At 65.1% G+C, this 13,418-nt stretch carries 12 protein-coding genes; 2 read left to right on the forward strand and 10 right to left on the reverse strand.

From position 1 onward, the window contains the following. Positions 1-2 precede the first annotated feature (2 nt). From murD to E3T47_RS10360, 9 genes are all read right to left on the reverse strand, one after another. Positions 3-1,529, reverse strand: a complete 1,527-nt coding sequence (gene murD, locus E3T47_RS10320) for a UDP-N-acetylmuramoyl-L-alanine--D-glutamate ligase (RefSeq protein ID WP_134555983.1) — start codon at positions 1,527-1,529, stop codon at positions 3-5. Then, entirely contained in the window at positions 1,514-2,605 is a 1,092-nt protein-coding gene (gene mraY, locus E3T47_RS10325; RefSeq protein ID WP_134555984.1) for a phospho-N-acetylmuramoyl-pentapeptide-transferase, read from the reverse strand. The genes murD and mraY overlap by 16 nt, the downstream gene beginning before the upstream one ends. Next, complete coding sequence (locus E3T47_RS10330) at positions 2,602-4,011, reverse strand: UDP-N-acetylmuramoyl-tripeptide--D-alanyl-D-alanine ligase (protein WP_134555985.1); 1,410 nt, start codon at positions 4,009-4,011, stop codon at positions 2,602-2,604. The genes mraY and E3T47_RS10330 overlap by 4 nt, the downstream gene beginning before the upstream one ends. After that, a complete protein-coding gene (locus E3T47_RS10335) occupies positions 4,012-5,556 on the reverse strand; it encodes a Mur ligase family protein (protein WP_134555986.1) in 1,545 nt (514 codons plus the stop codon). It lies immediately after the preceding gene. Between the two features lie 15 nt (positions 5,557-5,571). Further along, on the reverse strand, positions 5,572-7,395 hold the full coding sequence (locus tag E3T47_RS10340) for a peptidoglycan D,D-transpeptidase FtsI family protein (protein ID WP_134555987.1): 1,824 nt from the start codon (positions 7,393-7,395) through the stop codon (positions 5,572-5,574). 27 nt (positions 7,396-7,422) lie between these two features. Continuing rightward, positions 7,423-8,007: a cell division protein FtsL gene (gene ftsL, locus E3T47_RS10345; protein WP_134555988.1), complete on the reverse strand. Its 585-nt coding sequence runs from the start codon at positions 8,005-8,007 to the stop codon at positions 7,423-7,425. Then, positions 8,004-8,960, reverse strand: coding sequence for a 16S rRNA (cytosine(1402)-N(4))-methyltransferase RsmH (rsmH, locus tag E3T47_RS10350; protein WP_134555989.1), 957 nt, complete (start codon positions 8,958-8,960; stop codon positions 8,004-8,006). The genes ftsL and rsmH overlap by 4 nt, the downstream gene beginning before the upstream one ends. 99 nt (positions 8,961-9,059) lie before the next feature. Further along, on the reverse strand, positions 9,060-9,491 hold the full coding sequence (gene mraZ, locus E3T47_RS10355) for a division/cell wall cluster transcriptional repressor MraZ (RefSeq protein ID WP_092110083.1): 432 nt from the start codon (positions 9,489-9,491) through the stop codon (positions 9,060-9,062). A gap of 315 nt (positions 9,492-9,806) precedes the next feature. Then, positions 9,807-10,184 (reverse strand): DUF3040 domain-containing protein, encoded by a 378-nt coding sequence (locus tag E3T47_RS10360; protein ID WP_134555990.1) that lies wholly within the window; start codon positions 10,182-10,184, stop codon positions 9,807-9,809. Positions 10,185-10,303: 119 nt separating this feature from the next. Between E3T47_RS10360 and E3T47_RS10365 the strand changes: the two genes are divergently transcribed. After that, a complete protein-coding gene (locus tag E3T47_RS10365; protein ID WP_134555991.1) occupies positions 10,304-11,482 on the forward strand; it encodes a polyprenyl synthetase family protein in 1,179 nt (392 codons plus the stop codon). A gap of 45 nt (positions 11,483-11,527) precedes the next feature. Here E3T47_RS10365 and E3T47_RS10370 read toward each other — a convergent pair whose 3' ends face one another. Further along, the gene (locus E3T47_RS10370) at positions 11,528-11,860 is read right to left on the reverse strand and encodes an Rv2175c family DNA-binding protein (protein ID WP_422386486.1); all 333 of its coding nucleotides are present in this window, start codon (positions 11,858-11,860) and stop codon (positions 11,528-11,530) included. Between the two features lie 209 nt (positions 11,861-12,069). Between E3T47_RS10370 and E3T47_RS10375 the strand changes: the two genes are divergently transcribed. Beyond that, positions 12,070-13,410, forward strand: coding sequence for a LysM peptidoglycan-binding domain-containing protein (locus tag E3T47_RS10375; RefSeq protein ID WP_241982163.1), 1,341 nt, complete (start codon positions 12,070-12,072; stop codon positions 13,408-13,410). Positions 13,411-13,418 lie beyond the last annotated feature (8 nt).

Consider the following 13,418-nt stretch of genomic DNA (forward strand, 5'->3'; position numbering starts at 1 on the left):
CGTCACCTGCCTAGAAGGTCGTGTACTGCCTGATTGAAGAGCCGGCCGCGTTCGGCGTAGCTCTCGAACTGGTCCATGGATGCCGCGGCCGGTGCGAGCAGTACCGTGTCGCCGGCCCGAGCGAGTTCGGCGGCGAGCCGCACCGCCCGAGTCATCACCTGTCCAGTGCCATTGGCTCCAGTGTCGTCCGGGTCGATCTCGAACACGGTCAGGTCGGGGGCGTGTCGCGCGAATGCCTCGCGTAATGCCAGGCGATCGACGCCGATAATGATCGCCCCGCGCAGGCGACCGACGTGCTTGTGCACGAGCTGGTCGATATCGACCCCCTTGAGCAGCCCGCCAACCAGCCAGACCACCGACTCGTACGCGGCCAGGGAGGCGTCGGCGGCGTGCGGGTTGGTGGCCTTGGAATCGTCGACCCATTCCACGCCGTCGCCGATGGCCACGGTCTCGATGCGGTGCGCGTCAAGGTGGAAGGTTTCGAGCGCCGTGTGGATGGTGGCCGGCAGGGCGCCGTACGACCGGGCGAGGGCGCTCGCGGCGAGCACGTCCATGATCACGTGCGGGGCGCCGAGGCCGGCCGCGACGAGGTGCGGCACGGTGGTGAGTTCGAGGGCGCGTTCGAACCGGTCCTCAAGAAAGGCCCGGTCGCAGACGATGCCGTCGACGATGCCCAGTTCGCTCGGTCCGGGAACGCCGAGGCCGACACCGATCGCGCGGGCGCCTTCCTGCACGTCGGCCTCCTGCACCATCGCGAGCGTCGCGGCATCCGCTGTGTTGTAGACGCAGGCGACCGCGGTGTTCAGGTACACCTTCGCCTTGGCGGCGCGATAGGCGGCGGCCGACCCGTGCCAATCCAGATGATCGTCGGCGATGTTGAGGCACAGACTCGCCCAGGGCCGAAGGGCGCCGGGGCCGCTCTGCGGCAGGTGGTGCAGCTGGTAGCTCGAGAGTTCGACGACGAGTACGTCCCAGCCGGCGGGATCGCGGATGGCGTCGAGCACCGGCACTCCGATGTTGCCACAGGGGGCGACGCGGCTGCCGTGGGCGGCAAGCATGGTTGCGGTGAGCTGCACGGTGGTGGTCTTACCGTTCGTGCCGGTTACGAGCATCCACTCGGCGGGCACGCCGACCTTGTCCCGCAGCCGCCAGGCCAGTTCAATGTCACCCCAGACGGGCACGTCGTGATCGCTCGCCCACATGAGCAGCGGGTGGTCGGGGTGGAAGCCGGGCGAGACGATGATCAATTCCGGATGCTGCGCCGCCAGCTCCAGAGGCACTTCGCGCAGGTCAGCCTGCACGAACGGCACTCCGAGCACCGTGAGCAGGTCGAATCGTTCGTCGGCGCCGGGTGACGCCAGCACAAGCACGTCGGCGCCGAGTTCGGCGAGCGTGTCGGCGGCGGCGAAACCGGTCACGCCGAGGCCGAGCACGGCAACGCGCAGGCTCTTCCAGTCGGCGTGCCAGCTGGTGAGATGATTTAGGCGGTCGTTCGTGCCATCGTCAAAGCGCACTAGCGTGACAGCCATTCAAGATAGAACGAGCCGACGCCCGCCGCGACAAGTAGGCCGCCGATGATCCAGAACCGCACGACGACGGTGACTTCGGCCCAGCCCTTGAGCTCGAAATGATGGTGGATCGGACTCATCAGGAAGATGCGTTTACCGTGGGTGATTTTGAAGTAGGCGCGCTGCACGATCACCGATCCGGCTTCCATCACGAACAGGCCGCCGATGAGCACGAGGAGCAGTTCGGTGCGGCTGAGGATGGCGAGGGCGGCCAGCGCGCCGCCGAGGGCGAGGGAGCCGGTGTCGCCGAGGAAGATCTTCGCCGGCGAGGTGTTCCACCAGAGAAACCCGATCAGGCCGCCGACGATGGTCGCCGCGACGATGGCGAGGTCGAAGGAGTCGGGGCCGAGGTAGCACTTGTACTGGTCGGCGGCATCCGCTCCCCCGAAGCAGCTTTGGTTGGATTGCCAGAAGCCGATCACGACGAAGGATCCGATCGCGAAAATGGATGCCCCGGTGGCGAGGCCGTCGAGCCCGTCGGCGACGTTGACGCCGTTCGAGGTTGCAGCGACGATCAGGCAGATCCAGAGCAGGAACACGGCGATGCCGATGACGGTGCCGAGTTTCATGAAGTCGAGCGGTAGATCCCGAATGAACGACACGCTGGTCGAGGCGGGAGTCTGACCGTTGCGGTCGACGAATTGCAGCGACATGATGCCGAAGGCGCCGGCGACGATGACCTGCCCGAGCACCTTGGACCAGCCGCCGAGGCCGAGGCTGCGCTGGTTGCGGGTCTTGAGAAAGTCGTCGAGAAAACCGACGAGCCCGAGGCCGACCATCATGAACAAGACGAGCAGGGGCGACGGCGTGAACGGTCGTTGTTCGATCAGCATGGCGGTGAAATAGCTGATCAGCACGCCCAGAATGATGATGATGCCGCCCATGGTGGCGGTGCCGCGCTTGGCATGGTGACTTTTGGGGCCGTCGTCGCGAATGAACTGGCCCCAGCCGAACTTCTTGAACAATCGAATGAACAGCGGCGTCAGGAACAGGGTGAACGCGAGGGAGAACGCGCCGGACAGCAGGAGGACTCTCACGAGAACAAGTCTCCCAGTCGATCGCCGAGGAATCGTAGACCCGCGGAGTTGGATGATTTCACCAGTACCGTGTCCCCCGGATTCACGCTGCTGCGAAGCAGTTCGAAGGCTTCGTCCGGCGTGTCCACATAGGCCGATTCACCGTCCCACGATCCCTCGTTGATGGTGCTGATGTGCATGCGGCGGGCCGCCTTGCCCACCACGATTATCTGGGAGATGTTCAGGCGCACGGCGAGCAGGCCGATGCGATCGTGCTCCTCACCGGCCAGTTCACCGAGTTCGGCCATCTCGCCGAGCACCGCGATGGTACGCCGCCCGGGAGTGCCGATCTGGGCGAGGGTCTTGAGCGCGGCGCTCATCGAGTCGGGGCTCGCGTTGTAGGCGTCATTGATAACGGTGACATCGTCCTTGCCGCCGAGCACTTCCATGCGCCAGCGTTCGGCCCGCGTGGTCGCTTCGAGCGCGGCGACGATGTCGTCGATGGCCACTCCGAGCACCTCGGCGGCGGAGGCCGCGGCGAGGGCGTTCATGACGTGGTGCTCACCGAGCACCGGGAATACGACCGTAGCGCTCTGCCCGCTCGCGAGGTGCAGGGTGAAGGTCGTTCCCGTGCGGCCGGAGAGCACGGCGCTCGCCCGCACGTCGACCTGGCCATATTCTCCGAATCGCACGACACGGGCCGGAGTGAGCGCGGCCATCTGAGCGACGCGCGGGTCGTCTGCGTTGAGCACCGCGACATCCGTTTCGAGCAGGTCGGTGACCATCTCGGATTTGGCCCGCACGGTGGCGTCGAGGTCGCCGAACTCGCCGGCGTGGGCGAGGCCGATGGTGAGCACGATGCCGACGTCGGGGCGGGCGAGGCGCACGAGGTGCGCGATGGCGCCCTCGCTGCTGGCCCCCATCTCGATCACAAGGAACCGGGTATCGACGGTCACCTCGAGCATCGTCATCGGCGCGCCGACCTGGTTGTTGAAGGAGCCGCGCGGGGCGACGGTGGGTCCGACGCGTTCGAGCATGCTGCGCAGCAGGTTCTTGGTGGTTGTCTTGCCGTTGGACCCGGTGACGCCCACAATTCTGAGCCCGCCGGCGGCGCGCACCCGGGCTACGACGGCCCCGGCCAGGTCTCCGAGCGCTGCGACGGCGTCGGCTACGACGATCTGAGTGACCGGCAGGTCGAGGAGCCGTTCCACGATGAGCAGGGTTGCACCACGTTCGGCGGCGAGGGGCGCGAACAGGTGCCCGTCGGTCACCGCTCCGGGCTTGGCGACGAAAATGGAGCCGGGTTCGATCAGCCGGGAGTCGGTCTGGACCGAACCCTCGACGACGTCGGTGATCGTAGCGCCGACCCCGAGGTGGAGCGCACCGTCGACGGCCTGGCTCACGTCGGCCAGGGAGAGGGCGATCATTTAGAGCCACCCCGCGTCGCGCAGCGCCTGGCGGGAGTCATCCCGGGCCGAGTACGGAAATTTCACGCCTTGTACCTCGTGGTAATCCTCGTGCCCTGGGCCGGCGTACAGAATGGTGTCTCCTTCGTGTGCGAGTGACAACGCCGTGCGGAATGCCGCGGGCGGGTTCGCCACCTCGTAGAACTCGCCGTTTGGCACGGCGTCGCGCGCTGCCTTCAGCAGTACCGCGCGAATGCTCGGGGCATCTTCGAATCGTGGGTGAAAGTCCGTCACAACTACGATATCGCTGCCCTGGGCGGCGATCCTGCCCATATCGGCACGTTTCGTGGTGTCGCGGTCGCCGTCGGCGCCGAACAGCATGATCAGTTTGCCGGGCGTGAATTTTCGCAGGGCCGCGAGCGTATTGAGGAAAGCGTCGGGGCTGTGACCGTAGTCGATGTACACGAGCGGGCCTCGGTCGCCGGAGATGCGTTCGGCGCGCCCGGGAATGAAGGCGACGATGCCACCGTCGCGGCCGAGCGTGTGCGCGATCGCGTCGAGGTCGAATCCGCTCTCGACCAGCATAACGATGGCCAGGGCCGCGTTGGCAGCCATGTACCAGCCGAGCAGCGGCACCCGGGTGTGCAGGCGGCGGCCGTCGGGGCCGTCCAGCACGAATTCGGTGTGGCTGGCAGATTCCCCGACCACGGTCATGCGCCAGTCGGCGTCGACGTCAGCTTGGTTGGTGATGGTCGTCACCGGGATGCGACATTCGTCGGCGAGCCGGCGACCCCACTCGGTGTCGACGGTGACGACGCCGCGGTGCGACCGGTCGGGCTGGAACAGCTCGAGCTTCGCTTGGAAATAGTCGTCCATCGCCGCGTAGTCGTCGAGGTGATCGTGGCTGAGGTTGGTGAACGCGGCAACGTCGAAGACAAGCCCGTCGACCCGGTATCGGCTGAGGGCCTGCGCTGACACCTCGATGCCAACGGCGCGCACCTCCGCCTCGTTCATGCGGGCCAGCAGGGCATGCAGTTCACTGGCTTCCGGAGTTGTGAGCGCACTCGTGACAGCGAGGTCGCCGATGCGGCGTTCGGCGGTGGAGGTCAGCCCGGACACGACGCCGAGCTGGTTCAGGATGCCGAAGAGCAGGTAGACAACGCTGGTCTTGCCGTTCGTGCCGGTGACGGCGAACAGGGTCGCCGGGTTGTCCGCGGTGCGGTAGATCCAGGCGGCGACGGCGCCAAGCGCCGCGCGGGCATCCGGTGTCACGAGCACCGGCAGACCGCTGGCTGCGGCGAGCAGCACTCCGGCCTCGTCGGTCAGGATGGCCACGGCACCGGCTTCGGCGGCCGCTGCGGCGAAAGTGGCGCCGTGCAGGTGCTGGCCGGGAACGCCGACATAGAGGTCACCCGGTTGCACCGTGCGCGAGCTCAGGCTCACTCCGGTGACTTCGAGACCGTCGATGTCTCCACGTAGATCCAGATCAAATTCGGCAACCAATCCCGACAACGACCGCGGAACGGGGTGCTCGGGACGGAGAGCCGTTGGCGCCAATTCAGACACGCAGGGCTCGCTTTCTTACCAAGTGGAGGGAAGGTCAGGCGCAGTCGCGCCGGAGGGAACCGCCCGGTACTTTTTCAACACCTGGCTCATGATCTCCTGGAAGACCGGAGCCGGTGCGGCAGACGTATTTAGTTTAACAGGGTCGGCGATGCTGACGGAGACGACATACTGCGCATCGTCGGCCGGGGCGAAGCCCGACACCGAGACCAGATACCCGTCAGAGTATCCGCCGTTGCCGTCGGGCATCTGAGCGGTGCCCGTCTTGGCCGCGACACGGTAGCCCGGGATGTTCCACTTGCTCGATACCCAGCTTTTCTGGTAGACCATCTCGAGCACGTCGCTCGTGTCCTTCGCCGCGCTTTCCGACAGCACCCTACTGCCGGTCGCATCGGGCACGTTGGTCAGGGTGCCGTCGGCCTGGCGGCAGCCTTCCACCAGCTGCACCGGCATGCGCACGCCGTCGTTCGCGATGGTCTGGTAGATGCTCGAAACCTGCAGTGCGGTCGTGGTCAGGCCTTGCCCGAACATGGTCGCATAGCTGGTCTGGTTGTCCCACTCGTCGGCGGGGTGCAGGATTCCGCCGTCTTCGCGCGGGAACCCGGTTTCGGTGGCTGTGCCCACGCCAAACGCCTTCATATAGCCATAGCGCTGCTGATCGGTGAGCATCTCCCCGAACTTGGACATGCCGGTGTTGCTGGAGTCGATCAGCACACCGGTCATGGTCATGTTCTGGTCGGGATGCGAGTGACTGTCATTGATGTTGGCGCCGTTAGACGGCAGGTAGCGGTACGGCGCGACGACACCACTGTCGAGCGTGGCGACGCCGGCATCGAGAACGGATGCCGCGGTGAGCGCTTTGAACGTCGATCCCGGTTCGAAGGATTCAGTGAAGGCACGGGAGCCGCGATCTTCCGGGTTCTTTGTTCCGCCGACGTTGTTCGGGTCGACCGAGGGATAGTCGGCGACGGCGAGGAGCTTGCCAGTCTTGGCATCCTGCACGACCGCCGTCGCCCACGCGGCCCCGGTCTCCTGCGCCCGCGCTGCGAGGGTCTGCTGCACGAACCAGTTGAGATCGGAGTCGATGGTGGTGACAACGTCGCCGCCATCGACGGCCTCGGTGCTCGTGACGCTGCTGCCGGGGATGCGCACGCCGTCGGCACCCTTTTCGTAGGTTTCCGATCCGTTGGTCGATGCCAGGCAGGCGTCCTCTCCGGATTCCAGGCCGGCCTGAGGCACCCCTTCCCCCGACAGGTAGCCGAGCATGTTGCCGGCGACGGCCCCGTTCGGGTACACCCGGCTCGGGCTGTTTTCCGAGTAGGTCCAGGGAATCTGCAGGTCTTGTACGGCGCGCAGCACGTCGACGTCGACTTTCTGGGCGATGTACGCGAAGTTGGCCTTGCTGTTGGCTTCGAGGGCGTTCGAGATGGTCAGCAGGATGGCGTCGCCGGTCTGGCCCGTCGCCGCGCCGATTTCGGCGGCAGCCTCAGCCACCGAGATTTCGACCTTTTTACCGTCGACGGTGCGTTTGAAGGGCGTCGCGTTCACCGGGGACATGGTGATGTTGTAGCGCATGACCGTTCCGGCCAGCACGACGCCGTTGGTGTCGACGATCTCACCCCGTGAGCCGTAGACGACCTGGCCGACCGAGCGGTTTCCCACGGAGTCGGCGGTGAGCGAATCGGCTTGCACCACCTGGATATCGACGAGCCGCACCAGGAACAGACCGATCACGGCGAACAGCATGGCGACGGTAAAAAACGTGCGTCGACGGTTGGAGGGGGAATTGGTCGGGTTGGGTCGGACTCCAGCTTTTCGGGCACTGTTGTTGCGCACTCTCATCTGCCCATCATGGTCGACTCGACGAAACTATCGGGTAGTGGGCGCAGCGAGTCCCGCAGGAACCACCGGAGCGCTTGTGATCGTCACGGCACCGCTCGGCGCCACCACGTCGTCCGGAAGCTGCGACAACAGTGTGCTGCCGGTCAGCAGGGCGTTGGGGACGAGGCTGGCCGCTCCGGCCTGCGAACCCGACGCCGAGGCCGGAGCGCCCAGAACAGCGCCGTCGGACAAGCGCAGGTAAACGGGGTTGGAATTGCTGACCATGCCGAGCCCCTCGGCATTGGCAGCGAGGCTTTGCGGGGAGGACACCCGCACGAGGTCTTCACTCACGCTGGCGGCCGTGCGGCCGAGCTCAGCCCGGCTCGACTGCAGGCTCGAGATTTCATAGGCACCCTGGGAAATGCCGACGCTCAGCAGCAGCTGGGCGACGATGATGGCGGCCATGCCGGCCACCGCGGTGAGAGCGTAGAAGATGCGTGGGCGGCCTCGGCGGCTCGGGGCCGGCGCGACCAGGCGAAACCCGTGACGATCGGGTGCCGGGGTTTCAAACGGTTCGCGGCCGATCGACCCCTGCCCAATGGATACCGACACGCGTGCCAGGTTGTCGCTCATTCGGCGGCCCTTCTCAGTCGTTCAGCGGCGCGCAGCCGAACCGGCGTTGCGCGGGGGTTGAGTGCCTTTTCGTCGTCGGAGGCCAGTTCTGCACCGCGCACCAACAGGGTGAACAGCGGCTTGTGTTCGGGCAGTTCCACCGGGAGTCCGGCGGGAGCGGTGGAACCGGACGCCGCGGCGAGGGCACGCTTGACGATGCGGTCTTCCAATGACTGGTAGGCCATGACGACGATGCGACCGCCGACAGCCACCCGGTCGAGCGCGGTGGGAATGGCGCGTTCGAGCACCGCCAGTTCCTGGTTGACCTCGATGCGCAGCGCCTGGAACACCCGCTTGGCCGGGTGACCGAGGCGCTGGATGGCGACCGGGGTGGCCTTGGTGATCACGTCGACGAGCTGTGCTGACCGCACGAAGGGAGTCGTCTCCCGAGCTTCGACGATGGCTTTGGCGTAGCGGGCGGAGAGTTTCTCCTCGCCGTAGTCCTGAAAGATGCGCTTGAGGTCGCGCTCGCTGTAATCGGCGAGGATACTCTCGGCGGTCAGGCCCGCAGTGCCGTCCATGCGCATATCGAGCGGGGCATCCTTGGAGTAGGAGAAGCCGCGTTCGACGCGGTCGATCTGCAACGAGGAGACACCGAGGTCGAACAAAACGCCGGCGACCTCGGTGATGCCGAGGCCGTCGAGGGCCGTTCCGATGCCGTCGTAGACGGTGTGCACGAGATGCACCCGGTCACCGAAGCCTTTGAGGCGGTCCTCGGCAATGGCGAGGGCTTCGGTGTCGCGGTCGAGGCCCACGAGAACGAGATCGGGGAAACGCGACAGTATGGCTTCGGCGTGCCCGCCCATGCCGAGTGTCGCGTCGACGAGCACGGCGCCGGGCCGTTCGAGCGCGGGTGCGAGCAGTTCGACGCAGCGTTCGAGCAGTACCGGGGTGTGGATTTCGTTGCTGACCATAGTGCCGGGCGAGTCCGTGAGGCCTGATTCCCCTCCATTCCGTCCTGGCACCGGGGAAGTGTGTCAGGGCAAAAACGGCTGGGAGTCAGGCACCAGGGGCTAGAAGAGTCCCGGAATCACCTCCTCCGTCGTGTTGGCGTACGAGGTTTCCTGCTCGGCGAGGTAAGTGGCCCACGCCTCGCTGTCCCAAATCTCGACTCGGCTGCCAGCACCGATGACGGTCAGTTCCCGGTCGAGCCCCGCATAACTGCGCAGGTTGCCGGGGATGGTGACACGGTTTTGTTTGTCCGGCGTTTCGGAACTGGCGCCAGACAGGAACACCCGGAGGTAGTCGCGAGCTTGCTTGCTCGTGACGGGCGCCTGGCGGATCTTGTCGTGCAGTGTTTCGAATTCGCGGGTGCTGAATACGTAAATGCAGTGTTCCTGCCCCCGCGTCATCACCACGCCGGTGGAGAGTTCGTCCCGAAACTTCGCGGGAAGAATGATGCGACCCTTTTCGTCGAGCCGGGGGGCGTAGGTGCCAAGGAACACGCGTCACCCCTTTCTTCCGGCCAGATTCAGGTGTTGCTCCACTTTACTCCACCTTCAACCACTAATCTAAGTTTTAGCGGCTAATTCATCAATTAGTCGTCATAACAGCCCGAAATCAATACGGATTACCAGTGGAGGAAAAGAGAGCTATTTCGCAAGAATGGATACCTTTGACCCCGTTCTGGGCATAAAAAAAGGGCCGATCGGATGATCGGCCCCTGTGGGACTACCGCAATGCTGCAATTCACTGCTGCGCGGGCGTACGTGTTGAGTTATGGGCGCCCAGTGGACGAATCGGGCTCGTTTTCGTTCGAGCTACTGGCCGTCCTGCCGGCGGTCCCAGCGGTCGTTGAGACGGTCCATGAAGCCTTGGTCGGACTTGGCCTGGGCTGGACGGCGACCGGGAGACGACGGACCGGGAACGGAACGAATACCCTTGCCGGGCGTCACGGCGATGAGCACTCCGCCGAACATGACGATGAAGCCGAGGATTCCGAGCCACAGCTGAGCGATGGCGACTCCCGCAATGAGGGCGACAATGCCAGCGACGGCGAGCAATACGCCGACCGCGATGGAACGGTAGTTTGGGCGAAGCCTTGACGCCCCGACGCTGGCGACAAAGTCGGCATCGTTGTGATAGAGACTGCGCTCCATCTCTTCAAGGAGTCGCTGCTCCTGTTCCGAAAGCGGCATCTCATTCCCTCCAGTTACGGGATCGAGCGGGTGGGCTGAAAAATTCAAACCGGGCGAGTTCGAACCATTTAGATCTAACGAGCTAATTCTAACCCCGCCGCGATGGCTAGGCTATACGAGTGCCTCAAAGCAAACGCCTGGTCGAGCTGGTTCAATCTCGCATTGACGAATACCTCTTGTCCCGCGAACCAATTGTGACCCTGATCAGCTCGGATTTGACGCCTCTGATCGACTACTCACGGCAGTTTCTCAGCGGTGGAAAACGCTTTCGGGCACAGTTTTGTTATTGGGGTGCGCTGAGCGTTCTATCGCCGGATTCCGGCCCGGAATCTGGCCCTCCGGAAGCGCCCGAACCGGTGATAGCGCCGCCCGGCGAGGGTGCAGCATCCGCTGCCGTGGCACCAACACCGGTCGGGTTGGCGGCGATTGTTTCGGCGGCTGGTGCGCTGGAAATTTTTCATGCGGCCGCGCTCGTGCACGACGACATCATAGACAATTCAGACACCCGGCGCGGTACGTCCAGCGCGCACAAACTGTTCGAAAGTTTGCACCAACGTGAGGGCTGGGCTGGTGATCCCGTCTCGTTCGGTCGGGCGTCCGCGATTCTGCTCGGCGACCTGCTACTCGGCTGGAGCGACGAGCTGCTCGATGAGGGACTCTATGAGATTCCCGATAGAGCCGCGGCCCGGCGGGCCCGGCTCGAATTCAACCACATGCGCACCGAGGTCACGGCCGGTCAGTACCTCGATATTTTGGAGGAGCGCGCCTGGCTGGCCCAGCCGGAAGCTGAACTGCTCGATCGGGCCCTGCGGGTGATCGTCTTCAAGTCGGCCAAATACAGCGTTCAGGCCCCGCTCGTGATCGGGGCAGCGCTGGCCGGCGCCTCGACCGCCCAGTTGGGCTCGCTGCGTGCATTCGGTCTGCCGCTCGGTATGGCGTTCCAGCTGCGCGACGACCTGCTCGGGGTGTTCGGTGACGCCGCCGTCACCGGCAAACCGAGCGGTGACGATTTGACCGAGGGTAAACGCACGGTGTTGATCGCGTTGGCGCGGGAACGCCTGAACCAAACCGACCGAGCATCGCTCGATGCCCAGCTCGGTGACCCCACGCTCGATGCCGGGCAGATTCATGCCATGCAGCAGCTCATCAGCGCCAGCGGTGCCGTCGAGCGGGTGGAGGCGCTCATCGAATCGCAGGTGGCCGTGGCGCTGGCAGCGCTGCAGACCGCTCCGATTGGCGTCGCAGCCCGGCAGAAGCTGCTGGACCTGACCGATAGGGCGACGCGCCGGGCGTTCTAACGGGTACTTGCTCTTGGGCGCCAGTACCGGTTGGGCCTCGACGTATCAGGCGAGGGCTTGGGCGACCCGACGAACTTCGGCCTTGCGTCCGGAGCGGAGAGCCTCGATCGGGGCAACACCAAGGCTGTCGTCGACCTCGAGCAGCCAGGTCATGGCCTGCATGTCGGTGAAGCCGTCGTCGGCCAGCACGAACAGGGTGCCGCGGAGTTCGGGCACCGGAGCTCCGTCACGCAGAAACAGAGATGGAACCGATACGATGTTGTCTCGCCGGATGGCCAGCAGGTACTTGTCGTCGATCAGGTGCCGCACGCGGCTCTGGCTCAGTCCGAGCAGGTTAACAAGGGCAGGGATAGTCAGCCACTCGGGCTCTGAAGACACGTCGCTCACCCGTTCAGCTTCCCATGATTTGGGGCCGCGGCAAAACCTCTGGCCGCTTTTTGTCTTGATCAGTGCCAATTCGCACTGCTCGTTCAATTGACTCCCTTTCATAATTGTGAAAACCTCGCAGTGGGGATTGCTGCACGTGACCCGATGCTGTACGAAATAGACGTATCGATCGGCCGTGTGCGCGTAATGAACGGAGCACCATGTCGACCAAGAACAAGATGAAAACGATGGATGCGCCAGGTGCCGCCGCCGGACGCAATGCGACCGCTGCTGGCGCGGCCGCTCTTTCTGGTGCTCGTGCTGATGTTGGCGCTGCTGCTGCTGCTGCGAAACCGCGGGCGAAGAAGCCTAGCAACCTGCGTTCGCGACCGGCATTGCTGACCGTGCCCATCGTGCTGGTGGGCACCCTCGCGATCAGCCTCAATTTGGCGGCGCCCGCGCAGGCCCATGCTTTGGCGAAGAAACCACTCAAATCGAAGCTCGCCGAAACTGCTCCAGTTCTGTCGACGGTCGCGATCACCGCCGTGCAGGTTGCACCGGCCCAGTACGCGGTCGTGGACGGCGACACCGTGAGCGGCATCGCCGCGCGGTTTGGCCTGTCGACGGCGGCCGTGCTGGCGCTGAACGGTCTCGATTCACGGGCCCTGATCTTTGCGGGCCAGGTTTTAACCCTGACCCAGGCGCCGCCGGCCACTGCCGCGGCAGTGCCGGCGGCATCCGCTTCGACGAACTACGTCGTACAAAGCGGGGACACCATCAGCGGTATCGCGGCCGCCAATGGGCTGAAGACCGCCGATGTTCTCGGCGCCAACGGATTGAGCGGGAGCAGCGTTATCTTCCCCGGCCAGGTTGTTCTTCTCACCGCGACGACCGCAATGGAGTCGGCCGCGTATGTCACGCCGGTGGCCGCGGTGCCCGCAGCGACGAGCCACACGATCGCGTACGGTGAGACCATCACCGCGGTGGCCAACGCGGCCGGGGTGAGCGTGCAGTCCGTGCTCGACGCCAATGGCCTCGGATGGTCGAGCATCATCTACCCCGGACAGGTTCTGACCCTGCCGGTCACTGCGCCACCGACATCCGTTTCGGCAGCTGCCGCCCCGATCACGGTGGCCACGGCCGGTATCGTCACCCCGATGTCAGCAGAAATGCGCCTGAACGCCCAGACGATCGTGACGGTCGGGCGTGGCGCCGGCGTGGGCGATGCCGGTCTCGTCGTGGCGCTGGCCGCAGCAGCCCAGGAATCGGGGCTGCGCAACGTCGACTATGGCGACCGGGATTCCCTCGGTCTGTTCCAGCAGCGCCCGGGCGCGGGCTGGGGCACCCCGGAGCAGGTCATGGACCCGGTGCGGGCCAGCCTCGCTTTCTTCGGCGGCACGAGCAATCCGAACCCAGACGTGACCCGCGGCCTGCTCGACATTGCCGGCTGGGAGTCTATGACGGTAACTCAGGCGGCGCAGGCCGTGCAGATTTCGGCCTACCCCGACTACTACGCCAAGTGGGAAACGTCGGCGCGCGCATGGCTCAGCCAAATCGGCTAGCTGGCCAC

The sequence above is a fragment of the Cryobacterium ruanii genome (genome assembly GCF_004404055.1).
In the GTDB taxonomy this organism is placed as follows: Bacteria; Actinomycetota; Actinomycetes; order Actinomycetales; family Microbacteriaceae; genus Cryobacterium; species Cryobacterium ruanii.